At 64.0% G+C, this 24,874-nt stretch carries 19 protein-coding genes; 3 read left to right on the top strand and 16 right to left on the bottom strand.

All coding sequences use genetic code 11. The annotated features are described in order from the left end of the window. Nucleotides 1–23 precede the first annotated feature (23 nt). Nucleotides 24–1,319 carry an O-acetylhomoserine aminocarboxypropyltransferase gene (locus JQ616_RS22770; protein ID WP_212018235.1) on the top strand — a complete coding sequence of 432 codons (1,296 nt, stop codon included), beginning with the start codon at nucleotides 24–26 and terminating at the stop codon, nucleotides 1,317–1,319. A gap of 5 nt (nucleotides 1,320–1,324) precedes the next feature. After that, nucleotides 1,325–2,104 (top strand): alpha/beta fold hydrolase, encoded by a 780-nt coding sequence (locus JQ616_RS22765; RefSeq protein ID WP_212018232.1) that lies wholly within the window; start codon nucleotides 1,325–1,327, stop codon nucleotides 2,102–2,104. A gap of 734 nt (nucleotides 2,105–2,838) precedes the next feature. On the opposite strand, the gene JQ616_RS22760 is transcribed toward JQ616_RS22765, so the two are convergent. The 15 genes from JQ616_RS22760 to JQ616_RS22690 form a co-directional block, all read right to left on the bottom strand. Further along, nucleotides 2,839–3,453, bottom strand: coding sequence for a class I SAM-dependent methyltransferase (locus tag JQ616_RS22760; RefSeq protein WP_212018230.1), 615 nt, complete (start codon nucleotides 3,451–3,453; stop codon nucleotides 2,839–2,841). Between the two features lie 26 nt (nucleotides 3,454–3,479). After that, nucleotides 3,480–4,328: an SDR family NAD(P)-dependent oxidoreductase gene (locus JQ616_RS22755; protein WP_212019124.1), complete on the bottom strand. Its 849-nt coding sequence runs from the start codon at nucleotides 4,326–4,328 to the stop codon at nucleotides 3,480–3,482. Nucleotides 4,329–4,460: 132 nt separating this feature from the next. After that, complete coding sequence (locus tag JQ616_RS22750; RefSeq protein WP_212018228.1) at nucleotides 4,461–5,606, bottom strand: L-dopachrome tautomerase-related protein; 1,146 nt, start codon at nucleotides 5,604–5,606, stop codon at nucleotides 4,461–4,463. Between the two features lie 93 nt (nucleotides 5,607–5,699). After that, nucleotides 5,700–6,716, bottom strand: coding sequence for an AraC family transcriptional regulator (locus tag JQ616_RS22745; protein ID WP_212018226.1), 1,017 nt, complete (start codon nucleotides 6,714–6,716; stop codon nucleotides 5,700–5,702). Between the two features lie 8 nt (nucleotides 6,717–6,724). Beyond that, complete coding sequence (locus tag JQ616_RS22740; RefSeq protein WP_212018224.1) at nucleotides 6,725–7,555, bottom strand: oxidoreductase; 831 nt, start codon at nucleotides 7,553–7,555, stop codon at nucleotides 6,725–6,727. 156 nt (nucleotides 7,556–7,711) lie between these two features. Continuing rightward, a complete protein-coding gene (locus JQ616_RS22735; RefSeq protein ID WP_212018222.1) occupies nucleotides 7,712–8,155 on the bottom strand; it encodes a DedA family protein in 444 nt (147 codons plus the stop codon). Between the two features lie 137 nt (nucleotides 8,156–8,292). Continuing rightward, nucleotides 8,293–8,763 carry a DUF2147 domain-containing protein gene (locus JQ616_RS22730; RefSeq protein ID WP_212018220.1) on the bottom strand — a complete coding sequence of 157 codons (471 nt, stop codon included), beginning with the start codon at nucleotides 8,761–8,763 and terminating at the stop codon, nucleotides 8,293–8,295. 1,190 nt (nucleotides 8,764–9,953) lie between these two features. Further along, nucleotides 9,954–10,700, bottom strand: coding sequence for a hypothetical protein (locus tag JQ616_RS22725; protein WP_212018218.1), 747 nt, complete (start codon nucleotides 10,698–10,700; stop codon nucleotides 9,954–9,956). 485 nt (nucleotides 10,701–11,185) lie between these two features. Further along, complete coding sequence (locus tag JQ616_RS22720; protein WP_212018217.1) at nucleotides 11,186–12,217, bottom strand: S1C family serine protease; 1,032 nt, start codon at nucleotides 12,215–12,217, stop codon at nucleotides 11,186–11,188. Nucleotides 12,218–12,285: 68 nt separating this feature from the next. Beyond that, the gene (locus JQ616_RS22715; protein WP_212018215.1) at nucleotides 12,286–13,533 is read right to left on the bottom strand and encodes a cytochrome c; all 1,248 of its coding nucleotides are present in this window, start codon (nucleotides 13,531–13,533) and stop codon (nucleotides 12,286–12,288) included. Further along, on the bottom strand, nucleotides 13,530–15,293 hold the full coding sequence (locus tag JQ616_RS22710; protein WP_212018213.1) for a GMC family oxidoreductase: 1,764 nt from the start codon (nucleotides 15,291–15,293) through the stop codon (nucleotides 13,530–13,532). Before JQ616_RS22710 ends, JQ616_RS22715 begins: the two co-directional genes overlap by 4 nt. After that, nucleotides 15,293–16,072 (bottom strand): gluconate 2-dehydrogenase subunit 3 family protein, encoded by a 780-nt coding sequence (locus JQ616_RS22705; protein WP_212018211.1) that lies wholly within the window; start codon nucleotides 16,070–16,072, stop codon nucleotides 15,293–15,295. The genes JQ616_RS22710 and JQ616_RS22705 overlap by 1 nt, the downstream gene beginning before the upstream one ends. Nucleotides 16,073–16,085: 13 nt before the next feature. After that, complete coding sequence (locus JQ616_RS22700; RefSeq protein ID WP_212018209.1) at nucleotides 16,086–16,538, bottom strand: hypothetical protein; 453 nt, start codon at nucleotides 16,536–16,538, stop codon at nucleotides 16,086–16,088. Between the two features lie 7 nt (nucleotides 16,539–16,545). Next, entirely contained in the window at nucleotides 16,546–18,147 is a 1,602-nt protein-coding gene (locus tag JQ616_RS22695; protein ID WP_212018207.1) for a GMC family oxidoreductase, read from the bottom strand. 120 nt (nucleotides 18,148–18,267) lie between these two features. Further along, nucleotides 18,268–19,491 carry a cytochrome P450 gene (locus JQ616_RS22690; RefSeq protein ID WP_212018205.1) on the bottom strand — a complete coding sequence of 408 codons (1,224 nt, stop codon included), beginning with the start codon at nucleotides 19,489–19,491 and terminating at the stop codon, nucleotides 18,268–18,270. A gap of 234 nt (nucleotides 19,492–19,725) precedes the next feature. Here JQ616_RS22690 and JQ616_RS22685 point away from each other — a divergent pair, with 234 nt between their 5' ends. Beyond that, nucleotides 19,726–21,360 (top strand): flavin-containing monooxygenase, encoded by a 1,635-nt coding sequence (locus JQ616_RS22685; RefSeq protein ID WP_212018203.1) that lies wholly within the window; start codon nucleotides 19,726–19,728, stop codon nucleotides 21,358–21,360. A gap of 204 nt (nucleotides 21,361–21,564) precedes the next feature. Here the strand turns inward: JQ616_RS22685 and JQ616_RS22680 are convergent, their stop codons facing one another. After that, nucleotides 21,565–24,867, bottom strand: a complete 3,303-nt coding sequence (locus JQ616_RS22680; protein ID WP_212019122.1) for an acetyl-CoA carboxylase family protein — start codon at nucleotides 24,865–24,867, stop codon at nucleotides 21,565–21,567. Between the last annotated feature and the right edge of the window lie 7 nt (nucleotides 24,868–24,874).

Below are 24,874 nucleotides of genomic sequence, written 5' to 3'. Positions count from 1 at the left end.
TCGACTGACCTGACGAGCTTAGCATGCCCGCACCCAAGCCGCCTGCCTTCGAAACCCTGAGCCTGCATGCCGGCCAACGGCCTGATCCCGCGACCGGCGCGCGCGCGGTGCCGATCTATCAGACCACGTCCTACGTGTTCCAGGATGCCGACCATGCCGCGGCGCTGTTCAACCTCGAACGCGCCGGCCACATCTATACGCGCATCTCCAACCCGACGACTGCCGTTTTGGAAGAGCGCATCGCCGCGCTCGAATGCGGCGTCGGCGCGATCTGCACCGCCAGCGGCATGGCCGCGATGCATCTTGCGATCGCAACCCTGCTCAATGCCGGCGACCACATCGTCGCCTCCGCCTCGCTCTATGGCGGCACCATCAATTTGCTCGCGCACACGCTGCCGCGGTTCGGCATCACCACGACCTTCGTGAAGCCGCGCGCGCTCGACGAATTCCGTGCCGCGATCAAGCCGAACACAAGGCTCGTGATCGGCGAGACCATCGGCAATCCCGGCCTCGAGGTGCTCGACATTCCCGCGGTGGCGCAGATCGCGCATGATGCGAAGATTCCGCTCTTGATCGACAACACCTTCGCGACGCCCTATCTGAGCCAGCCTATCGAGCTCGGCGCCGACATCACGATGAACTCGGCGACCAAGTGGATGGGCGGCCACGGCATTGCGATCGGCGGCGTCATCGTCGATGGCGGCCGGTTCGACTGGCGCGGCTCCGGCAAATTCCCGCAGCTCACCGAGCCCTATGCCGGCTATCACGGCATCGTCTTCGACGAGCAGTTCGGCAAGGCCGCCTTCATCATGCGCGCCCGCACCGAGGGCCTGCGCGATTTCGGCGCCTGCCTGTCGCCGACCAACGCGTTCCAGCTGTTGCAGGGCATCGAGACGCTCGGCGTCCGCATGGACCGCCATATCAGCAACACCCATGCGGTGCTGGACGCGCTTGCCGCGAACAAGGCGGTCGACTGGGTGTTGCATCCGTCGCTGGAAACGCATCCGGACTACGCGCTGGCGAAGAAGCTGTTGCCGCGCGGCGCCGGCTCGATCATCAGCTTCGGCATCAAGGGCGGCCGCGCCGCCGGCAAGAAGTTCATCGAGAACCTGAAGCTGATCAGCCATCTCGCCAATGTCGGCGACGCCAAGACGCTGGTGATCCACCCCGCCAGCACCACGCATCAGCAGATGGATGCCGAGCAGCTCAAGGCCGCCGGCATCGGCGAGGAGCTGGTGCGGCTGTCGGTCGGCATCGAGACCGCGCAGGACATCATCGACGATCTCGGCCAGGCGCTGCGCGCCTCGCAAAGGACTTGAGCACCATGCAGCTTTCCGTCAACGGATCAGACACCTTCATCGCCACCGGCGGCAAGCCGTTCGATCCAGCGCTTCCTGCGGTGGTGATGATCCACGGCGCCGGCTTCGATTCCTCGACCTGGGCCTTGCACAGCCGCTGGTTCGCCCATCACGGCTACTCCGTGCTGGCGCCTGATCTGCCCGGCCACGGCCGCTCCGCCGGCAAGCCGCTTGCGACGATCGCCGAGATGGCCGACTGGACCGCGGCGCTGATCACGGCTTCAGGCGCATCGAAGGCCCGGCTGATCGGCCATTCGATGGGCTCGCTGATCGCGATCGAGACCTCGGCGCGGCATCCCGACAAGGTCTCGGGCCTGGCGCTGATCGGCACCGCTGCGACCATGACGGTCGGCCCTGATCTCCTGAAGGCCGCCGAGGCCAATGATGTCTCGGCGATCGACATGGTCTCGATCTGGGGCCTCGGCTTCAAGGCCGAGCTCGGCGGCAGCCTCGCGCCGGGCCTGTGGATGCACCAGGGCGCGCAGCGGGTGCTGCAGGAGGCGAAGCCCGGCGTGCTGTATAACGACCTCAACGCCTGCAACGCTTATCAGAACGGGCTGACCGCCGCGGCCGCGGTCAAGGTGCCCGCGACCTTCATCCTCGGCGAGCGCGACATGATGACCCCCGCCAAGGCCGGCAAGACGCTCGCCGCCGCGACGCCGAACGCCCGCACTGTGGTGCTGCCGGGCGCCGGCCACATGATGATGGTCGAGCAGCCCGACGAATTGCTGGCGGCGTTGCAGTAGGGCCGCTCTTGCCTTCTCCCCTCATGTCCGCCGAAGCCTTGGCGAAGGCGGATGTGGGAGAAGGTGGCATAGGCGGCCAACGGCCGCTGTTTCTAAGTAACGCCGACGCGCAGCGTCGGCTACCGCGCCGGATCAGGGGTTCCCTCGCAAGCAAACTCGCGGAGAGAGACCCCTCACCCGGCTTCATCTCGCTCCGCTCGATTTCGCCACCCTCTCCCACAAGGGAAGAGGGTGCATCCCGCGCGCGGCTAGCATCACTGCTTCACCGCCTTGCGCTCGATCGGGAACATCCGTCGAAGGTGCGCGTCCCCAAAATATCGAAAAACAACCCCATGCAAAGTAACTGGGTGGTCGCCGGCACCCGGACTAGCGGCTTGACTCGTCGGGCAACTCAGCGATATATTCTATTATTCCGAATTCTCGCGAACGCTCCGCTCGCCTATGCAACAGCGTAAGCGTCCGCCGCGACTGCGGCCGACTATTCTCGCCCACCATGCCATTGCAAGGCGACTTGGCGGGTAAGCACGCGATCCGTATCGATGGCCAATGCCGGGTCGTGCTCCGGCTAACCGACGCGGGTCCGGAGAACACTGAGATAACCGACTATCGCGAGCCAGGTCGCACGCTGCAAAATCGAGACCGCCCGGACCACGCGCGCTGGACGTCTGCGATGGCCGTGACAGGAGCGCGAAAGTTGCCGCAAGTCCGAGAAATGGCCAGATCCGGACAATCCGCTATTGCCAATTAACATGCCGTAGCGCGCGCCTTGGAAGTTGCGGACGCCGCCGAATGCGATAGGCGGAGGCAGGAGGAACATTCAGTGCCGTGCGCCCGACGAGGCTGGCTTTCAACCCGAGCCGGTCCAGGATCGGGCGAGGCACCGGGCAGCGCGGCCCGTAGGTGAACTGATAGAACGCCCCGTCTTCGCGCATGTGACGGAACGCGCCAGTCAGGATGGCGATGACCTTGCGCGGCGACATCGTCAGGAGCGGAAGTCCGCTCACGGTCGCGGCGGCAGGCGCCATGAATGGTTCGTACTGCGAAAGCTGCCGCGCATCCATCCAGAGCACCTTCGCCCTCGGAAATCGTTGTTGCAACAGGCGCATAAAATCGGAACCATACTCGACAAGAAGCAAATCCTGCTCGGCAACGCCGCGCTGAAGCAGCGCCTTAGTGAAAACACCTGTACCAGGTCCGAGTTCGATGACCGGCCCGGCCCCTGGCACGATTTCCTGCGTCATCAGCCGCGCCAACGACTGCCCCGAGGGAGCTATCGCCGAAACCTGACCCGGATTGGAGACGTAGGAGCGGAAGAACTGAAGGAAATCTACAACAGCGCTGGCGTTCATATCGAACACTCCCTTGCGTTGACCGATCAGGACGCGATGTTGTGCTGCCGTGCTTCACCTTGCGCGGCGTTCGAACTTGTCTCCCATGCTTCCCACGTCCTAAGGCGTTCGGCGTAGGCAGCCCGGGCGCGCGGCAGACCTTCGGTGCCAACGAAGAAGCGCAATGGAGGGGTCTCGGCATCGACGATCTTCAGGATCGCTTCCGCCGTTGCTTCTGGATCGCCGAACGGGGTTGCGGCGCCCGCCGCGAAGACTTCCGCCCTGGTCGCGCTATAAGCCTCGATCGCGGTTGCGATCCTAAGCGAGGCCATGCTGGCAAACCCTGTCGCATAGGCACCGGGTTCAAGCATCGTCACCTTGATCCCGAAGTGCTCGACCTCTTGTGACAGGCTGTCATGGAGTGCTTCGAGCGCGAACTTCGAAGCGTTGTAGAAACCCGTGATGGGACCGGCGACGATTCCGGCAACGCTGGACACGCCGATGATGTGACCGCTGCGCTGACGCCGCAAGATCGGGAGCGCGGCCTGGATCACGCGGAGCGAGCCGAAGAAGTTTGTGTCGAACTCGGCCCGAACCTCCGTCTCGTCGGCTTCCTCGATCGCGCCGACCAAGGCATAACCGGCGTTGTTGAGAACGACATCCAGCCTTCCGAAATGCCCGTAGGCCTTCGAGACGGCATTCCGTACCGCATGGGCATCGGTTACATCGAGCGCGATGGGCAGCACATTCTCTCCAAAGCGCTTCGCAAGCTCGGCAAGGTCTGCCGCAATTCGTGCGGTGGCTGCGACCTTGTCGCCCCGCTTGAGCGCGGCTTCGGTCCAGATGCGGCCAAAACCGCGTGATGCGCCCGTGATGAACCAGATTTTGCCAGACATGCGGTGTTCCTTCCGTGAAGAGTGCTTGATCCGTCGCATTTGCTCTAGCGCTGGCTCCGGCAAGCGGCAGTGACCGACCGCGCCAATGAACTTGCGGCAAGCGCCAATGATGATGCAGCAGACACGCGGCGCTTAGTGCTTGAGGAGGTAGATGAAATACGGTCGATGTGCGGCCAGTCGTGCCTGCTCGGGCGGTCCCGCGAGCTGACCCATGTAAGCCGACAGCGCGCTGTCCGTGAAATAGAGCGAGCCATCGGGCCCGGTTACGACCCCATCGGGCCAAATCACGTCATGCGAGCGCACAAGGGTTCTGGCCTTTTTGGTATTGAGATCAAACGCCATGAGGCCGCCATGCTCGACGTCGGTCAGAATGACATCGCCCGACTTGTCTGTGGTGATGCCGTCGCTGAGGGGTTTGCGCCCGAGATCTTCGACCTTGTTGGCAATTTCCGAAGGAACGATTGTGGGATCGAGCACGGCTGAAAGGGGCACCCGGCAAAGATGTGAATTCGTCATGCCCGCGAGGTAGACCCATTGCTGATCCGGGCTGATCTCGATGCCATCAAGACCGACGGCTACGTTCACGAGACCAAAGCCCATGCGATACGGGCCGAACGGCGTTTGCATCAACCAGTCTTCGGGCGAGGTGCACGTATGCGCTCCAAGCGCGGTCCGGTACGTGTGATCCGCGACCGAATAGACGATCAGCTTCGGTGCCGTGAATCGCATGATACCGGTGTCGGCGAGCACAATGTATTTGCCGTCGGCGGTAACGCGCAAATCCTGCGCGAACTGCGCGTCCCTGCCGGGGAACTCGAAATAGTCGACACGCTTGTGTGTCGTAAGGTCAAACGCCCACAAGCGGGTGTGCTGAAAATCGAAGCTCGCGGGCTCGATCAACCAGATGCGGTTCTGGTTGTCGATGGTCATGCCGAAACTGCCTTGAAACTCCTTCTGCATTTCTTCGGACGGAAACGGCGTGATCTTGCCGTCAGCCCATTCGAACATCGTGTTCGGCGAGAACCGGCCCGCGCGCGCGATCGGATGATAGTTGAAATAAACATGGCCATTGCTTGCGACCGCCACGTTGCCCGGAGGGTAATCGAGGGTGATGAGCTTTTCGAGCTTCGCAAGGCCGTCGGGATTGTCCGAGCCAATATCCGGATAGGGCGTGCCCCGGCCATACTCGAACTTGACGAACGCCAGCGGGCCTAAAATCGCCAGCATCAGAGCAGCGGCAAGGCCAAGGAGAGTGCGGCGGCTTGATATTTTATTCATGTTGTTTGCTCCCAAGTAATGGCAAGCCTCCGGCATTCATGGAGAAGCCGCGCGCGGCGGCCCCGTCCATGTTCGATGTTTCGGATTGCCTAGTTAGTGAAGCTTGTCGCTCCTCAACTCCCGCCAGCGGCTCGGCGTCACGCCTTCCCGATCCCGGAACGCGCGATAGAAAGAACTCGTATCCTGGTAGCCCAGAAGACAGGCCACCTCGTCGATCTCAGCGGAAGGGTCCAGAAGAAGCTGCCGCCCGAGTTCTTGCCGCGCTTCGGCAAGTAGTTCGCGGAAACTCGCGCCTTCTTCGGTAATCCTTCGTTGCAGTGTGCGTTCGCTCAAGCCGAGATCGCGCGCCACGTCGGACAGCTCCGGCCGTCCGCTTGCGAGGCTTCGCTTGAGAACGACCTTCACCTGTTCCCTGATCGAGCTGCGCGCCTGCAGCTCGCCAAGCGCTGAAGCCAGCGCCGGCGTGAGGATTTCGAGAAGTTCCTGATTATGTCCTGGGAACGGGCGATCAAGGTCGGACGGGTTCAGAATCAGGCGGTTTTGCGCCGCGCCGAAGCGAACCGGGCATTCAAAATATTTCTGGTAAACCTCGCTCTTTGGGCGCTCACGGATCAGTTCGACACGCAAGGGAGCAAGCGGCTGCCCGGTGCCGCGCCGCCCAAGCTCAACGAGTGAGGCAAAGGTCACGTCCGTTGAGATCGCGGGCTCGGGCTCGGTGGCGTAAGGCCATTCCACCGTGACCGCACATTCCTCCTTGCCTTGCGCCACACGGACCTGTTCGGGCGAGCAGAGACGCTTGAAGCGCGCGATGCGGAGCAACCCATCGCGGTAGTCCCGCGCATAGAACGCGGCAAGGCTCGATGGCGGGTGTACTGCCGTGTCCGTCCGCTGAACGAGCGTGAGGCCGAGGCCCGGCTCCGGCTTCAATTCCTCCACTGCCCGCCACAGCGTGAAGTATTGTGCCGTCGTGACCTGTGCTTGTTCGCTCAGGTGCAAAGTGGCCGGAAGCCGCGCTTGCCTCAGCAGTGCGGCTGGCGGCACGCCGATATGCTCGACGGTCTGCCAGAAGGCTTTTGGCACCTTGCACCGATCTGCTGCCGCTGCGCTCATGGTCCGTCCTAACGCATCTGGCTCATGATCACGCGATCGAACATGCGATCGCCGAACCATTCGCGGATTTTGATCATGGGCAAGGCATACTTGCCTGCGACATAGCGCGTGCGCGGCTTGGTCGCCTTCACGGCTTTCGACACGACGTTGGCGATCACGCTTGGGTCAGTGCCGCGGCCCTGACCATAAGCGTCGACGGTCGATTTCGCGACGGCTTCGGTCTGCTTGGCGTACGGGCCCGAGCCCGAACGTTTCAGGAGACCGTTCGCAACCACATCGCCAAACCCCGTCTCGATCAGGCCGGGCTCGACAATGACGACCTTGATGCCGAAGGGCGCAAGTTCGAGCCGAAGGCAATCGGACCATCCTTCGAGCGCATGTTTGGTCGCGTGATACCAGGCACCGAGCAGCGTATAGATCTTGCCGCCCATGGAGGTGATGTTGACGATCGTGCCGGAGCGCTTGGCCCGCATGCTCGGGAGCAGGAGCTGCGTCAACCGCGCCGCGCCGAACAGGTTCACCTCGAACTGGTAGCGCGCTTCTTCGATACCGATTTCCTCGACGGGACCGTAGAGTCCGAACCCGGCATTGTTGACGAGCACGTCGACGCCGCCAGCCTCATTCAGAATGGTGTCGACCGTCGCCTTGATCTCGGCCTCGTTGGAAATATCCATGCGCAGGGCGCGGGCGCCGAGCTTCACGAGATCGTTCATCTTGTCGGTGTGTCGCGCCGCGACAAAGACGTGGAAGCCGTCCTTGATCAGGCGCTTTGCGATTTCCTTGCCCATGCCGGAAGATGCCCCGGTCACAAGCGCCGTCTTTTTTCGTCTATCGTTCATCGTAACCTCTCACAGTGTGCAACCAACCTACGGGTTGCGGGTCGCCCACACACTGTCGAAGCACGCCAATAGACTTGCACATCACGCCATTCATTGCCAGCGGCGCCAGAACTGGAACGTCAGTACAAACAGGGCGTTAGCGGGGATTGGGCCGACTCAGCCGGCGCTGCGCAACAGGTAGCCGAGGGTCACGAGCGGCGCGTTCCAGACCAGCGCGCCGACAGTCGTCGCCAGCACGAAGGGCAAGAATGACAACCCGATGACGCCAGCGGGCAACGGCAAATAGATGCGCGCCGCGGGCACCGCCTGACCAAGCGCGGTGACCAGGAACGGCTTTCCGTCATAGGCCGCCATGAGCCGCTGGTAGAAGGCGGGGCGCAAGAGAACATACTTTCCGAAACGCGCAACGAACCGTTCGCTACGCTCACGCCCGATAAGTCGCCCGACTACATACCAGCCGATCGCGCCGAGCACGGAGCCACAGGTGGAGGCAAGGACGACGCCGAGAAGACCCGTCGTATCATGAGCGACCGTCAATCCAAATGAGACGAGCAGCGCGTAGGAAGGGACGATAGGCAGAAGTTTCTCGCCAAGGCACAACAGGGCGATCCCGATCAGACCGGATCGAGAAAAACGGCAAAGAGCAGATTGTCCATTGCCCCCAAAGCTCCAGCGCGATGTGCCGGGGTCGCGAAACGGCCCCGGACGTCGCTTACGCGATTGATGTCTCTGAGGGGTTAGCTACGAGCCCGATGGAACGTCCGCGTCTGGCCCATTGCGGGAATGCCCATATAGCCCCGCAAACCCATTTTCCCGTTGTTGATCTCCGCCTTGCAGTTGTAGGTGCGGCCGGAAGAAGCATCGTAGATCGTCCCGCCGCTCCACTCACCATCGCTCCAGCGTAGACCGGTAATGAACACGATGTTCTTGAGCGAGCGCGAACGTAGCGCGGCGTCGGGATTTTTGGTGTCCTTCTTAAAGGTGACGTTGTCGGCCTCCACGATTTCGTTGCCGTAGAGCATGCGTGCCTGGAATTCCGAACCAGCCTTAAACATGTCGAGCTTCACTGTGCCGTCGTCGGCCTCCCAGATCCCGACCAGCGCATCGGCCGGCGACGGTTCGGCATCGGCAGCGGGCGTCAGGAAGAGGGTTGAGGTAGCAAGTGCCAGCGCCAGCGCGGCGCGACGGGTATACCGGGATGCTTGCATAGGCGTCCTTTGACTTTGAGGGACCGTTGCGGAATGGCTTGCATGAACGAGCAAAGGGCTATCATGCGAAGCCACGACAAAAAGCCGACGGAGCGAACTTCGTCCGATCAGTCTGCCCACAGTTTGAAGGTTGTTTCGCTGCGAGCGCGCTGAATCTAGATTTTCTCAGAAGGTAGGGCAGTGACAAATCGCGCCAATCGAATCGCGCGCGACGCCATCAGAGCAGGCTGCATGGGAGAAGGTGGCGCGCAGCGCCGGATGAGGGGTTCTCGCCACAAGCAAACTCGCGGATAGAACCCCTCACCCGGCTTCATCTCGCTCCGCTCGATTTCGCCACCCTCTCCCACAAGGGAAGAGGTGCATCCCGCGCGCCCTCACCCGGCTCCGCTGCTTTCGCATTCGAAGCGCCCGCCCCAAAACATCGAAAACAACCGCATGCAAAGTAGCAGGGCGGCCGCCGACGCTCGGAGAAACGACTTGACTTGTCGGGCAACTCAGCGATATCTTCTATTATTCCGAATTTACGCGACAAGTCCGAGAGCGGCCAGACGCGGAGATTCACGCCAGCCAAGGGCGAATTAGCTTGCTTTGAGTCCTTTTGCACTCTCACGCTTGGAGGCCGATGCATGATGAAGATGGTGACTGTCGCATGCGCTCTCGGAGCGGCCCTGGTGCTGTGTACCCTCGGGACGTCCAGCGCTGAAGCCCGCGCGCGCAAGGCACAAGTCGTTCATGAACGAACGAGGGTCGTGATCTCGACGCCCGTGATAACGCCGACTCCGTGGGATTATTATGTTGTTCCACGATATCGCTATCGCCCTGAAGACGACCGGGTCGATCCATATGGGCCGCCCCTGGTGTCGTCTTGGGATCTCTATGAGGGGTGGCGGTGGCCATACTGGTGATGCCCCCGCGATCACGCCAATTGAATCGCTTATGCGCCGACGGGTAGCGCTCACTGCTTCACCGGCGTGCGCTCGGTCGGATGGATGTCGATCGCGCCGGCGGCCGAGGCGCAGCACGTCCCTCGACAGGATCCGGTCGATCCGGCTGAGATCGAGCGCAAGGCGACCGCTTCTCAGAGAGCGTAGCCCGGATGAGCGAAGCGAAATCCGGGGCCGAGACGTAGGTCGCAACATCATCCCGCATATCGCTTCGCTCATGCGGGCTACTTGCTGCGACGGAGGGCCTTACGAGCAGGACCAGCCGCTATTGGGTTCGGCGCATATCTTGGACATGACCTTGCCAACGTCGATCCTTGCTGAATTTGCTATGAGAATGCGTCGGGCCCGGGCTGCGTCAGCGGCATCCATAGCTGTCAGATTCAACGCTTCTTTGATCGCGGCGCTACAGACCAAATTCGGGTCACCGTCGAGATAACTGGCGGTCGCGGTCAGCTCGGCAGGCGTCAGTGCAGCGATCGGTCCTCGACCGAGAAATTGCATAACATCCGCGGTCTCTTTTCCATCGGCTCTCGTCCAACGGACCCCACTCAGTCTTCTTTCGAATCCATTTTGCAAAGCGGCCTGGTGCGCCGACCACACAAGCTGATCGTCCGGCTTCGCTTGCAGCAATTCATCGGCCATGCCGCCCGCGAACAGAAATGCCCTGCAAGCGAGCGGCTTGTTTTCGAGATCGCGGAGCAATGCCAGCTCGGCGCGGATTATCGCATTGATGTGCTCATCGTCGGCATAGACTTCGACCTCCGCGGCAAGGCTTATCCTGAGTGCCTTGTTGGCTGCTACCCATCCACCTTGAACGAAAGCTGCTTCGGTCCGACGAAGGAATATCTCCCTGAGATTGGGATCTTGCGATGCGATCGAAGCGGCCAAAGGATATTTGGCCAGGTTGTCGTCAAAGGTTGCTTCAAATGCGCTAGGCTTGAACAGGAAGCAGCATACCAGCCACGCGGTCACGGTGACCGCGCCCAATGCCAAGAAGAGGCCTCGTCTATTCATCGACCTGACAATCCACATGGCGATGATAGAACAATCTCACGTTGTTGGATTGCGATCCAGCCGCTGCGCCCGGTTACGCTTAACGCAAGCCTGCTGACGTCCTTCGCAAACGGCGGTAAAGGTCAGGGCAGACTCCGACGCAAACCGTGAACGAATGACATCCGCATCGGGTCAATCGCGAGCATGGTCCACCCCTCTGGCAACCGATGGATGCGCACCGGGATGCTAGCGGGCTCCGGCCACATCGAACAGCCAGATGAGTCGGCGGTGCCGCGAAGCGGAGCCGCGAGCTCCTCTCACCTTCTCCCCTTGTGGGAGAAGGTGGCGCGCAGCGCCGGATGAGGGGTTCTCTCCGCGGATGAACTCGCGGATAGAGACCCCTCACCCCGCTTCGCTGCGCGAAGCGACCCTCTCCCACAGGGGGAGAGGGTGCATCACGCGCGCGGCGAACAGCACCATCGTTACTACTTCGCAGGCTTCCTTCCGATCGGATGGATATCGATCGCGCGCAGGCGGCCGAGGCGGAGTACGTCCATCGATAGCGTACGGTCGATCCGGCTATGATCGAGTGCGCGGATCAGGTCGTCGACGCCGTTGATCTCGACGCCGTCGAGCTTGATTACGACATCGCCCGGCAACAGGCTCGCACGCGACGCCGGGCTGTCCGGCTCGATCTGCATCAGGAGCGCGCCCATCTTGTTCTCGACGCCGGCGAGCACCGCATGCCGCCGCGGCACCGGCGCGGTCTGGCCGGCGACGCCGATATAGGCGCGGCGGACATAGCCGTGGCGGATGATCTCCGACAGCACGAACTGCGCGGTGTTGGAGGCGACCGCAAAGCAGATGCCCTGCGCGCCGTTGATGATCGCGGTGTTGATGCCGATCACCTCGCCCTTCGACGACACCAGCGGGCCGCCGGAATTGCCGGGGTTGAGCGCCGCATCGGTCTGGATCACGTCCTCGATGGTGCGGCCGCTGACCGAGCGGATCGAGCGGCCGAGCGCCGACACCACGCCGGCAGTGACCGTCGATTCGAAGCCGAGCGGATTGCCGATCGCGACCACGAGCTGGCCACGCCGCAAGGTCTTGGAGTTGCCGAGCGAGGCATAGGGCAGATCGCGCGCGCCATCGGCGCGCAGCAGCGCGAGGTCGGTGTCGGGATCGACGCCGAGCACATGCGCATCGGTGACGAAGCCCTCGGTGTCGCGCAGGCGGATCTCCTTCGACGATCCGACCACATGGCTGTTGGTCAGCACGAACCCGTCGGGCGAGATCACGATGCCCGAGCCGAGCCCGCCGGGCTCGCGGGCATTGCGGACCTTGGGCCCGGTTTCGACCCGGACCACAGCCGGGCCGACGCGATCGATCACGTCGATCACGGCATTGGAATAGGCGTCCAGCAAAGCCCGATCATTGACTTGAGCAGCATCTTGGGCAGCATCGGCCGTCACCGCTGACGGCGTGTCAGCGGCGGTATCTGAGGTAAAATCCAACATGGCAAGATTCCTTCGGCCTTACCAAATGGTGGCCGCCAGCCTTGCCTGCAAGGGTATCTGCAAGGGTATCAGTCCCCCGCCGCCGCGCCGGTGACCCGCGCCCGCAAGGCCTTGACGGTCTCTTCCGTCACCGGAGCGGCGGCATTGCCCCAGGAATTGCGCACGTAGGTCACGACATCAGCGACCTGACTGTCGGTCAGGCGATAGCCCAGCGACGGCATCGCAGGCGAAGTCGGGGCACCGTCGGTCGCCGCCGCCCGGCCGCCGGCGACGATGATCCGCACCAGGGTCGCGGGATCCTGCTGGGTCGCGACCGCGCTGCCGGCGAGCTTCGGGAACAGATGCGCGACGCCGTCGCCGCTGCGCATATGGCAGGCCGCGCAGGTGTCGACGAAGATCGCCTCTCCCGCCTGCATCCGCGGATCGGAAGCCAGCAGCGGCGTCGATGCCGGCGGGCCCGCCGCGCCGCGTTCCTTCAGGTAGACCGCGATCGCCTTCAGGTCGGACGCCGGCATCTTCGAGGTCGAGTTCTCGACCACGTCCTTCATCGGTCCACTGGCAAGGCTGAAGCCGTTCTGTCCGGTCTTCAGATATTGCACGATATCGTCGGCCGACCATTTGCCGAGCCCGGCCCGCGCGTCATTGGTGATGTTCGGCGCGGTCCAATTGTCGATCTGGTTGCCTTCCAGATATTTGTCGTTGCGGCTCGCGCCGAAGGAATTGAACGGGGTATGGCAGGCGCCACAATGGCCCAATCCTTCGACGAGATAGGCGCCACGGTTGAATTCGGCCGAGCGCGCCGAATCCGGCTTGAACGGTCCCGGCGTGAAGAACAGCGTGTTCCAGCCCTTCATCAGCAGGCGGATGTTGAATGGAAACGGCAGCGTGTCGCGATCGACCCGGTTCTCGACCGGCTGCAGCGTGCGCAGATAGGCGTAGATCGCGTCGAGATCGCCGCGCGCGACCTTGGTGTAGTAGGGATAGGGAAACGCCGGATAGAGATAGGCGCCGTCCGGGCGCCTGCCCTCCTGCATGGCGCGCGCGAAGTCGTCAGCCGACCAGCTTCCGATGCCGGTCGTGTTGTCGGGCGTGATGTTCGGCGCCATGATCTGGCCGAACGGCGTCTGCAGCGCGAGCCCGCCGGCGAACCGCTCGCCGCGCGGGGCGGTGTGGCAAGCGATGCAGTCGCCCGCGATGACCAGCGCCTTGCCGCGCGCGATGTCGACATGATTGTCCGGACCGGCGGCCGCGCCGCCGGCGACCAACAGCGGCAGCAGCAGGATCAGGTGGCGGAGCCGCGTCGTGATCGTGCTCATCGCGACACCAGCGCGCCGGGCGACTTCAGATATTTGAAAATCGCCTCCAGGCTCCAATAGGTCAGCGCGCCGACGGTGCCGGTTGGGTTGTAGCCGGCGTTCTGCGGAAAGGCGGACGCGCCCATCACGAACACGTTGGAGACATCCCAGGACTGCAAATAGCGATTGAGCACGCTGGTGTTCGGATCGGACCCCATCACCGCGCCGCCGGTGTTGTGCGTGGTCTGGTAGGGCACAACCGACCACGGCACCCGCAGGCGATTGAGCTGCGTGGTCTTGGCGCCCATCGCCTTGGCGATCTCCTGGCAGCGCTCGGCCATCCAGTTCGCCATCTTCTGCTCGTTCGGCTGATAGTCGAACGTCATCCGCATCAACGGCCGCCCGAGCGGATCCTTGTAGGTCGGATCGAGGTCGAGATAGTTGTTGCGGTAACTCATCACGCTGCCCTGCGCACCGACATAGGTGACGCGCTGGTAGGTGTCCTTGACCGCCTTCTTCCAGGCACTGCCCCAGGCCGGCGTTCCCGGCGGGACCGGGTGATAGCGGATCGGCCGGCCGTTGGTGTGCGCCGAGGTGATCGAGGCGCCGCCGACGAAGCCATGCGGGCCGTGATCGAAATTGTCGCTGTTGTAGTCGTCGAGGGCGACACCGAGCGAACCCGCCGCCGCGAACGGATTGAACTTCGCATCCTCGAAGAAGGCGGAGGCACCAGAACCGGTCTGGTAGGCATAATTGCGTCCGACGACGCCCTCGCCGGTTGCCGGATCGTAGGGCTTGCCGATGCCGGAGAGCAGCAGCAGCCGTACATTGAACAGGCTGAACGCGCACACCAGCACAAGATCGCCGGGCTGTTCGCACTCCTCCCCGGCGGCATCGATATAGGTCACGCCGGTGGCCATCTTGCCGTCGGCGCTGAGGTTCACCTTTGTCACCTCGCAGTCGGTACGCGCCTCGAAGGTAGGCTCCCGGACCAGCGCCGGCAGCACGCAGGTCTGTGGCGACGACTTCGAATAATTGGCGCAGCCGAACCATTCGCAGAATCCGCAATAGGTGCACGGCGCCATGCTGCAGCCATACGGATTGGTGTAGGCCGACGAGATATTGCCGGACGGCCGCGGAAACGGGTGCAGGCCCATCCCGGTCGCGGCCTTGGTGAACAGCGACTGCGCATAGCCCTGCTTCATCGGCGGCGTCGGATACTCGCGCGCGCGCGCCCCCTCGAACGGATTGCCACCGGGCTGGATCGTGCCCTTGATATTGCCGGCCTTGCCGGAGATGCCGGCAACCTGTTCGAACCTGTCATAGTGAGGTTCGAGCTCGTCATAGCTGACCGGCCAGTCCTGGATCTGATTGCCCTCCGGCATGATGCCGGCGCCATAGCGCTCGATCATGTGGCTGCGAATCCGGAAGTCGTCGGGCAGGAAGCGCCAGGTCTGTCCGTTCCAGTGCAGGCCGGCGCCGCCGACGCCATTGCCCGGCAGAAAGCTGCCCCATTTGCGGATCGGCAGCGCGGTCTGCGAGGGATGGTTGCGCATCGTGAGCGTTTCCTGCTTCGGGCGCAGGAAAATGTCGTGACGCACGGCATAGCGCAGCTCGTCCGGCGCGGTACCGATGTTGAAATCGCTCGCGGTGTCGCGCCAGGGTCCGCGCTCCAATGCAACGACATCAAGTCCGAGGCGGGCCAGTTCGTAGGCGACGATCGAGCCGGTCCAGCCGAGCCCGACGATGACGACATCTTTGCGCGGAAGGCGACGGACCATCAGCGCTCTCCCCAGGCCGGGCGGCCCTGCATGCTGACCGGCGGCAAAGTGTAGGCCTGGTTGGGCCGGTCGATCACGTCGCGGAAATCGTAGCGCGTGCCGGGGAAACCAACGAGCTTCCAGCCGACCATGTCGCGGTTGCCGCCATAGATCGGATCGGCAAAGAATCCCTCGACCGTGTTGGTGTGGATCGCCGTAAACAGCATCTTGCCGGAGAAGTTCGGCAGTTGAACCTCGCCCTTTTCCAGCCCGGCAATCAATTTATCCTGCTCGCCGGCGTCGAGCTCCGTGAAGCTGCGACTGAAGCTCGATTTGCAATAGGCCTCGAGCGCGGCAATCCCGTTGCGGTATTGCTGCCGCGGCGTCAGCTCCGATTGCAGCCCCTGCGTCGGCAGCGGATTTTGAGCGAACGGCCCCTCCATGTAGAGCCAATCATGTCCACCATAGGGTCCGGTGAGCTGGCGATCGATGAACGTCGTGACGCCAGCCTGCCTGGCGCCGGGACCCAGCTCATCCGCGGGGATCAGACGCTCGGCAAAGGCCTCGACGACGGCAGCCTCATTCGCCGTGAAGAACAGGTAGCCGCCGGGGACGACCGGCGTGACGGGATAGGCCTCGTTGGGACGCCATGGCAGCACCTTGGTGACCACGCGTGCGCTGACGCCCTTGCCCGTGACGAGGAGGGCCGCGGTCGCCAGCAGGAACGCGCGACGCGACGATCCGGAACCGGCACCCCGACGGAGCGCCTTGGCTTCGCGGCTGCGATCAGTTGGCCCCATGGTTGTCCCCCCTTCAACGCGATGCGCCGCGCAGCGTGCCGCCACGCGCCTTGACCGGATCGAGCAGCGACCAGTCGCCATCCGGCAGCACATGACCTTTGGGAAACGGCGCGCGCGGGTCGAGCCCGAGCGAGCGCAGCACGCGGTCGTCGCGGTAGTAGCATTGCAACACCACGCGGACGAGCGTCGCCGCGGCAGCGCCGCCAAGCTTGCGAAACTCCTGCGCCACCGCATCGCGCCTCGAATCGTCGAGCTCGGCGAGCGGTCCGCCCGCAAGCTTTGCCAAGTGGTCCAGCGCCTGCGCGACCAGCGTGGTGTCGCGGCCGAGCGTTGCCAGCATGTCGGCCTGGATCGCGGCATCATCGGCGCCCGGCACCTTGTACTCGTCGCTGGCGGGCACGATCATCGCGGCGATGGTGCGGAGATCGGCGCGCTGGGCTGCGGTCAGTTGTTTTGCATCGGACATGACGGTCTCAATCGAACAGATTGGCGAGGCGCTGCTTCATCTGGTCGGCGATGTAGAGCGCGAGGGCCTGGATGGTGGAGGTCGGGTTCACACCGCCCGAGGTGACGAAGATGCTGCCGTCGACGATGAACAGGTTCTTGACGTCGTGCGAGCGGCCCCATTCATTGACCACGGAGCGCGCCGGATCGGTGCCCATCCGCGCGGTGCCGAGCAGATGCCAGCCGCCCCAGGGGATCGGCGCGTTGACGCAGAGATCGGTCGCGCCGGCGGCTTCGAGGATTTCGCGGCCGCGCGCCAGCGCATGGTCCATCATTTTCCGGCTGTTCTCGCTGATCGTGTAGTCGATCCGCGGCGCCGGAATGCCGTGGCCGTCCTTCAGCACCGGATCGAGCGTGACGCGGTTGTGCTCCTCCGGAAGATCCTCGCAGATCGCCGAGAAGCCGAGCCGATGACCGTTCAGCTTGCGGAACACGCGGTGATGATCCCTGCCCCAGGGCAGGATACCCTTCTGCTCGCTCGTCACGGCCTCGAACACCGGGCCCGCACCGCGGACGAACTGGACGCCGTAACCGCGCACGAAGCCGCGCGACAGATCGGTGTCATACCACTCCTTGCTCCACAGGCAGGTCGGCGGCGCGCGATTGCTGTCGGTCGGCTCCTTCACGAAGCCGTAGATCTGCGCGTAAGGGTGGAACATCAGGTTCTTGCCGACCAGGCCGGACGAGTTGGCCAGCCCATTCGGGAATTTTCCCGACACCGAGTTGAGCAGCAGCCGCGGCGTGCCGACGCCGTTGCAGGCGATGATGACGACCTCGGCCGGCTGGAATTGCTCGACGCCGTCCTTGTCGTAATAGACGACGCCGGAGGCCATGCCGTGCTCGTTGGTCAGGATCTCGCGCACCCGGCAATGGGTCTTGACCTCGACGCCGGCGCGGATCGCGTGCGGCCAGTAGGTGATGTCGGTGGAGGATTTTGCGCCCTGCGCGCAGGCCGGCGTGCAATGGCCGAGATTGATACAGCGCGCCCTGCCCTCGTAATCCGTCGTCGCCACCGTGGTGTCGGACGGCCACCAGTGCCAGCCGAGCTTGTTCATGGCCTTGCCGATCAAGGGGCCCGACAACCCGAGCGGCTGCGGCGGCATCGGCGGATGCGACAGCGGCGACAGCGGATCGCCCGACAGGCCCGACGTGCCCATCATGCGATCGTTCTCCTCGAAGAACGGCGTCAGCGCGTCGTAGTCGATCGGCCAGTCGTCGGCGACGCCGTCGAGCGTCTTCACCTTGAAGTCGGACGGATGCAGCCGCGGCCAGTGCGCGGTGTACATCACGGTCGAGCCGCCGACCGCGTTGAAATTGACGACCTTGATCGGCGAATTGTCGTCGTTGATCGGGTAGTCCTCGGGCCGTTTGCGGATGTTGGGGCTCGACGACCACTCGCCGTAGAATTTCGCCTCCCAATCGCGCCCGGTGCTTGGATATTCGGCGGGATTCATCCAACCGCCCTGATCGAGGCAGAGGATATGCATCTTGGTGTCGGCGAGGCTCCAGGCCACCGCGGCGCCGGACGCGCCGGCGCCGATGATCAGGACGTCAACGGGATCGTTCTTCATTCTTGTTCCTTGGAATTTCTTCTTCTGTCATTGCGAGCGACGCGAAGCAATCCATTCTTCCCCCAGGCAGCGAGGTGGATTGCTTCGTCGCTTCGCTCCTCGCAATGACGGGGTAATGCCTCAATTCACGATTCTCACCGGCAAGCTTCGTATACCGCGGATGAAATTGGAATAGAGCCTTTGCGGTGGGCCCATCAGCTCAAAACGCAGATCGCGCGCCAAAACCTCCTCCCAGAGGATGCGCAATTGCTGCTCGGCGAGGCGATCGCCGACGCAGCGGTGGATGCCGGCGCCGAAGGCAAGATGCTGGCGCGGCTTGGCGCGGTCGATGATGAATTCATCGGCACGCTCGATCTTGTCCTCGTCCCGGTTGCCGGAGATGTACCACATCACGACCTTGTCGCCTTTTTTGATCGACCGACCGGCGAGCTCAACATCGTTGCGCGCGGTGCGGCGCATGTGAAGCACCGGCGTGTGGTAGCGGATGGTCTCGGACACCAGGTTCGGGATCAGCTCCGGCCTGGCGCGAACCAGCTCGAACTGCTCGGGGTTCTCGCACAGCGCCATCAGGCCGGCCGACATCGAATTCCGCGTGGTGTCGTTGCCGCCGACGATCAGGAGCCCGATGGTGCCGATGAACTCGCGCGGCTCCAGATTCCGCGTCGCTTCCGAATGCGCCAGCATCGAGATCAGGTCGAAGGTCGGCGGCGCATCGACCCGCGCGTCCCATAGCTTGCGGAAATAGTCTCCCATCTGGACCAGCTCGGCGGTGCGTTCAGCCTCCGAATGCACCACAGCGTCGGGCGACTCGACATTGGCGATCGCGACGTCCGACCACCAGGTCAGCTTGGCGCGGTCTTCGGAGGGGAAATCGAACAGCGTCGCCAGCATCATGTTGGTGAGATCGACCGAGACCCGCTCGGCCCAGTCGAAGGTCTCGTTGCGCGGCAGCGCGTCGAGCACGGCCGAGGTGCGCTTGCGGATCAAGGCGTCGAAATTGGCGAGGTTCGACGGCGCCACGATCGGCGCCACCGTGCGGCGTTGCGCGGTGTGGCCGGGCGGGTCCATGCGGATGAAGCTCGGCCGCTCCTGCCCCTTCGGCTGGTCAGCGACCTGGATACCGCCGAGCTCGGAGGCCGAGGAATAGTTCTGGTGATCGAGCTCGACCGCGAAGATGTCGTCATAGCGCGTCACCGACCAATACGGCCCGTAGGCTGACGCCTCGCAATAATGCACGGGATCGTCGCGGCGGAGCTGGGCGAACAGCGGACGCCAGGTGTCGTCCTGATAAAGCCGGGGATTGCTGACATCTGACGACGTCGACCTGCGCAGCGCCTCTCCCATCGCTTCACTCCCGCTGGTTCCGTCGCCGCTTGGCGGGCGATCGTTGTGTCCGACTGACGATAGAGGCAATCCCACAGCCGAGTAAAGCCGCAGGGCGGACCATCCGCCGCGCGGAATGCGCGCGGGCGGGCGAACCCGGCAAATCGCGATAGCAGCCCCGCTCTGCGATGTTTGTCGGCGGCAGCAAGACCGGTTAGCCTTGCCGGCAATCGATCGATCGGGGAGCAACGACAGGTGGCCGCATTGCGCCAGGACGAAACCGCCCAGACGGCTGCGCTGGACTACGACGTCATCATCATCGGCGCCGGCCTGTCCGGCATGTATCAACTGTACCGGCTGCGCGAGCTTGGCCTCAAAGCGCGCGTGTTCGAGGCCGGCACCGGCGTCGGCGGCACCTGGTACTGGAACCGCTATCCCGGCGCGCGCTTCGATTCCGAGAGCTATTCCTACGGTTATTCCTTCTCGAAGGAGCTGTTGCAGGAATGGGAATGGTCGGAGCATTTCGCCGGCCAGCCCGAGACCCTGCGCTACTGCAACTACGTCGCCGACAAGTTCGACCTGCGCCGCGACATCCAGTTCGAGAGCCGCGTCACGTCCGCGATCTACCAGGACGAGGCACGGAACTGGCAGGTCACGCTGGAGAGCGGCGCGCGGCACAGCTGCCGTTTCCTGATCACCGCGATTGGTCCTTTGTCGACGCCGACCCTGCCGCGCGTCGCGGGCATCGACGATTTCAAGGGCCAGTCATTTCACACCGCGCGCTGGCCGAAGCAGAAGGTCGATTTCACCGGTAAGCGAGTCGCCGTGATCGGCACCGGCGCGACCGGCATCCAGACCATCCAGACCATCGCCGGCGAGGTCGGCCACCTCACCATATTCCAGCGCACCGCCAACTGGGCGGCGCCGCTGCACAACGTCAAGATCGACGCGGAAACCCAGGCGAAGATCAAGGCCGGGTACCCCGAGATCTTCGCGCGCTGCAAGGAGACGTTTGCCTGTTTCGTGCATACGCCGGATCCGCGCGGCGCGTTCGAGGTGAGCGACGCAGAGCGCGAGGCGTTCTACGAAAAACTCTATGGCGAGCGCGGCTTCGGCATCTGGCAGGGCAATTTCAGGGATATCCTGATCGACCGCAAGGCGAATGCGACGATCAGCGATTTCGTCGCGCGCAAGATCCGCGAGCGTGTCAGGGACCCGAAGGTCGCGGAGATGCTGATCCCGACAAACCACGGTTTTGGCACGCGGCGGCTGCCGCTCGAGACCTTCTATTACGAGGTCTATAATCGCGACAATGTCGAGCTGGTCGATATCAAGGCAACACCGATCGAGCGGATCACGCCCGAGGGTATCCGGACCAGCGACAGGGACTACGCGTTCGACATCATCATCTACGCCACCGGCTTCGATGCCATCACCGGCAGCTTTGACAAGATCGACATCCGCGGCGCGCACGGCGCGCAGCTGAAGCAGAAGTGGACCGACGGCCCGGAGACATATCTCGGGCTGATGGTCGACGGCTTCCCCAACATGATGATGCTGATGGGTCCGCACACCGCGCTCGGCAACATCCCGCGCAGCATCGAGTACAGCGTCGACTGGGTCACCGGCCTGATCCGCTTCGCGCAGCAGAGAGGCCTGACCTTCCTCGACGCCACGCCGGAGGGCACCGCCGGCTGGACCGATCACGTCAAGGCGCTCGGCGTCGGCCTGCTCTCCAACGAGGTCGATTCCTGGATGACCGGGATCAACCGCAACGTCGACGGCAAGCAAAGGCGCATCGTCGCCCGCTACAGCGGCAGCGCGCCGGCCTATCGCGAGCGATGCGACGCGGTCGCGGCGGGGGGATATGCGGAGTTGAGGTTGGACTGATTCCTTAAGTGACCCGAGTCGCCTGCCCCATCCATCACCGTCGTCCCAGCGAAGGCCGGGACCCATTACCACAGACTTGCGTCGTTGAAGTGAGCTGTGGCCCCAGCGTCGTGCAACAATGACCATCGGTGGTTATGGGTCCCCGGCCTTCGCCGGGACGACACCGAATGTGTGGCACGATCCGCTAACCCACCCTACGCGGCCTTACCACGCATCAATGCACGGCCGCTTGCGATGCGTCCGCGGCTCTGGCTTCGGCACCGAGCGCAAGCCCGCCATGATCCAGTGCCTGGTGTCGGCGGGATCGATCACTTCGTCGATCTCCAGCACCGAGGCGATCGAGACCGCCTTGCCGTTGGCGTAGAGTTCGGCGACCTTGGTCTGGAAATACTTCTCGCGTTCGACCGGATCCGCGATCGCTTCCATCTCCTTCCGGAAGCCGAGCCGGACATAGCCCTCCAGCCCCATGCCGCCGAACTCGCCGGTCGGCCAGGCCACCGTGAAGAACGAGGCGTGGAAGCCGCCGCCGATCATCGATTGCGCGCCGAGACCGTAGCCCTTGCGCAGCACGATGCCGAACAGCGGCACCGTGATGCTGGCGCCGGTGACGAACATCCGCGCGACGTGGCGCACGATCGCGGTCTTCTCGGCTTCGGGGCCGACCATGAAGCCCGGCGTGTCGCACAGCGAGACGAGCGGGATGTCGAAGGCGTCGCACAACTGCATGAAGCGCGCGGCCTTGTCGCCGGCCGCCGCGTCGATGGCGCCGCCGAGATGCTTCGGATTGTTGGCGATCAGGCCGAACGGTCTTCCCTCGATACGGATGAAGGCCGTGATCATGCCGACGCCGAAATCCCTGCGGATCTCCAGCACCGAGCCCTCGTCGGCGATCAGGTCTATCACGTTGCGGATGTCGTAGACGCGCAGTCGGTTCTCTGGAATTGCGCGGCGCAGCAGCCGCTGGTCCGGCGCTTTCCAATCGGCGACGGCGCCCTGGAAGTAGGACAGATATTTCTGCGCCACCGTCGTGGCCTCTTCCTCGTCCTCGACCAGGATGTCGATCACGCCGTTCGGTGACTGGAACGAGACAGGGCCGACCTCGGCCGGATGATAGACGCCGAGCCCGCCGCCCTCGATCATCGCCGGACCGCCCATGCCGATCGAGGCATTCTTCGTGGCGATGATGACGTCGCAGACGCCGAGCATCGCGGCGTTGCCGGCGAAGCAATAGCCGGAGACCACGCCGACCACAGGCACCAGCCCGGAGAGCTTGGCGAACTGCACGAAGGACGGACCGTCGAGGCCGGTCATGCCGAGCCGATCGGTATCGCCGGGACGGCCGCCGCCGCCCTCGGCATAGAACACCAGCGGCATACGCCACTGCTCGGCGAGCCCGAGCATGCGGTCGATCTTCTTGTGGTTCATATGGCCCTGGGTGCCGGCGAGCACGGTGTAGTCGTAGGAGATCACCATGCAGCGCGCGCCGTCGGCGCCGAAGTCTTTGGCGTTGACCGTAGCGACGCCCGCGATCAGGCCGTCGGCTGGCGTGTTCTTAATCAGGTCCTCGACCTTGCGGCGGCGGCGCTGCGCCGCGATCGCGAGCGAGCCGTATTCGACGAACGAGCCCTCGTCGACCAGCTGCGCGATATTCTCGCGCGCGGTGCGCTGGTTGGTCTTGCGCCGCCGCTCCACCGAGGCCGGGCGGTTCTCGTCCAGCGTGATCGCCTTGCGCGCGATCAGTTCACCGAGATCAGGGCGGATGTGATCGAGATCGATCGCCGCTTCTTCCGCCGCGTCATGGCCGTCGACTTCGGCCGGCTCGAGGAACAGGATCGGCTCGCCATGCATCAAGGTGACCCCTGGCCCACCGGCGATCTTCGTCACCCGGCCGCCATGCGGGGCGGTGACGAGATGCTCCATCTTCATCGATTCCAGCACCGCGATCTGCTGGCCGGGACGAACCAGATCGCCCTCGGCGACCTCGATCGCCACGATCGTGCCCTGCAACGGCGCCGGCACCGGCAGCGAGCCCTCGGGCGCCGCCTCGGTGGCGACGGCCCTGGTCGCAGCCGCCTCGCTCACCTCGAGCAGCGGCGCGGCATGCTCGTTCGCGGCGCCGACCAGCGCCGCGACATGGCTATCGATGAAGTTGGTGCTGATCTTGTTGCGGGCAAAACTCTGATGCGCCAGGATGGCGCCGAGCAACGGGATGTTGGTGGCGACGCCGCCGATCCGGAATTCGCGCAGGGTGCGCGACGCCTTGTGCACCACATCGGTCCATTTCGGGCTCGGTGAATGCACGATGACTTTCGCCAGCAGGGAGTCGAAGGCGGCGCTGGTCCGGTAACCGGAATAGCCGAACGTATCGACGCGGACGCCAGGGCCCGACGGCAGGTCGAACACCGCGAGCGTGCCGCCGGTCGGCTTGGTCAACCCCTTCTCGTCCATCACCTCCATGTTGACGCGGAGCTGCATGGCATAGCCGCGCGGCAGCGGGACAGAGGCCTGCGCCAGCCCGAGCGAGGCCAGCGTGGCGCCGGCGGCGACCGCGAGCTGCGACCGCACCAGGTCGACGCCGAGCACCGCCTCGGTGACGGTGTGCTCGACCTGGAGCCGCGGATTGGCCTCGATGAAGGCAAACGCGCCCTCGCCTTCGCCAGCTTCATCATCGACCAGGAATTCGAAGGTACCGAGATTGTCGTAGCGTGCAGCGGTGGCGAGCTGCTTGGCCGCCTCGATGATGCGGGCGCGCAGGCTCTCGCTCAGCGACGGGCTCGGCGCCACCTCGATGAGCTTCTGGTTGCGGCGCTGGATCGTGCATTCGCGCTCCCACAGATGGCTGATCGCGCCATGACGGTCGCCGATGATCTGCACCTCGATGTGGCGGGCCTTCCGGATCAGCCGCTCGACATAGACGGCATCGCTGCCGAACGCCGCCTTGGCCTCCGACTGACAGCGCGCATAGGCCTCATCGAGCTTGGCCAGATCCTCGACCACGCGCATGCCGCGCCCGCCACCGCCGGCGATCGCCTTGATCATCACGGCGGCGTTGGCGCCGAGCGAGGCGAAGAACGCCTTTGCCTCGTCGAGCGAGGTCGCGCCCGAGGTGCCGGCAATGATCGGCACGCCGCACTTCTTCGCCAGCGCCTTGGCCTTGGCCTTGTCGCCGAACAGATCCAGCGCTTCCGGCGACGGGCCTACGAAGACGATCTTCTCCTCGGCGCAGCGCCGCGCCAGCTGGGTATTCTCGCTGAGGAAGCCGTAGCCCGGATGCAGCGCGTCGCAGCCGGCGGCCTTGGCCGCCGCAATCACCGCCTCGATATCGAGATACGCCCGCGCGCCACGGCCGGGGATTTCGTGCGCCTCGTCGGCCGCGCGGACATGCAGCGAGGCGGCATCGTCGGCAGGATAGATCGCGACCGTGACAAGACCGCTATCCGCGGCGGCGCGGGCAATACGGATCGCGATCTCACCGCGGTTGGCAATCAGCAGCTTCTTGAACGACATCACAGCA

Origin of the sequence: Bradyrhizobium tropiciagri, from assembly GCF_018130545.1 — a bacterium.
Taxonomy (GTDB): Bacteria; Pseudomonadota; Alphaproteobacteria; order Rhizobiales; family Xanthobacteraceae; genus Bradyrhizobium; species Bradyrhizobium tropiciagri_A.
The sequence above is the reverse complement of the archived record's forward strand: the minus strand, read 5'-3'. Positions and strand labels throughout refer to the sequence as shown.

Coding starts and splice junctions, on each gene's coding strand:
- JQ616_RS22750 (WP_212018228.1), bottom strand. CDS start 5,606: ATGAATAAAATATCAAGCCGCCGCACTCTCCTTGGCCTTGCCGCTGCT.
- JQ616_RS22730 (WP_212018220.1), bottom strand. CDS start 8,763: ATGCAAGCATCCCGGTATACCCGTCGCGCCGCGCTGGCGCTGGCACTT.
- JQ616_RS22690 (WP_212018205.1), bottom strand. CDS start 19,491: ATGGGAGAGGCGCTGCGCAGGTCGACGTCGTCAGATGTCAGCAATCCC.
- JQ616_RS22680 (WP_212019122.1), bottom strand. CDS start 24,867: ATGTCGTTCAAGAAGCTGCTGATTGCCAACCGCGGTGAGATCGCGATC.
- JQ616_RS22740 (WP_212018224.1), bottom strand. CDS start 7,555: ATGAACGATAGACGAAAAAAGACGGCGCTTGTGACCGGGGCATCTTCC.
- JQ616_RS22755 (WP_212019124.1), bottom strand. CDS start 4,328: ATGTCTGGCAAAATCTGGTTCATCACGGGCGCATCACGCGGTTTTGGC.
- JQ616_RS22760 (WP_212018230.1), bottom strand. CDS start 3,453: ATGAACGCCAGCGCTGTTGTAGATTTCCTTCAGTTCTTCCGCTCCTAC.
- JQ616_RS22710 (WP_212018213.1), bottom strand. CDS start 15,293: ATGGTCCGTCGCCTTCCGCGCAAAGATGTCGTCATCGTCGGGCTCGGC.
- JQ616_RS22770 (WP_212018235.1), top strand. CDS start 24: ATGCCCGCACCCAAGCCGCCTGCCTTCGAAACCCTGAGCCTGCATGCC.
- JQ616_RS22695 (WP_212018207.1), bottom strand. CDS start 18,147: ATGAAGAACGATCCCGTTGACGTCCTGATCATCGGCGCCGGCGCGTCC.
- JQ616_RS22700 (WP_212018209.1), bottom strand. CDS start 16,538: ATGTCCGATGCAAAACAACTGACCGCAGCCCAGCGCGCCGATCTCCGC.
- JQ616_RS22720 (WP_212018217.1), bottom strand. CDS start 12,217: ATGTTGGATTTTACCTCAGATACCGCCGCTGACACGCCGTCAGCGGTG.
- JQ616_RS22745 (WP_212018226.1), bottom strand. CDS start 6,716: ATGAGCGCAGCGGCAGCAGATCGGTGCAAGGTGCCAAAAGCCTTCTGG.
- JQ616_RS22715 (WP_212018215.1), bottom strand. CDS start 13,533: ATGAGCACGATCACGACGCGGCTCCGCCACCTGATCCTGCTGCTGCCG.
- JQ616_RS22765 (WP_212018232.1), top strand. CDS start 1,325: ATGCAGCTTTCCGTCAACGGATCAGACACCTTCATCGCCACCGGCGGC.
- JQ616_RS22705 (WP_212018211.1), bottom strand. CDS start 16,072: ATGGGGCCAACTGATCGCAGCCGCGAAGCCAAGGCGCTCCGTCGGGGT.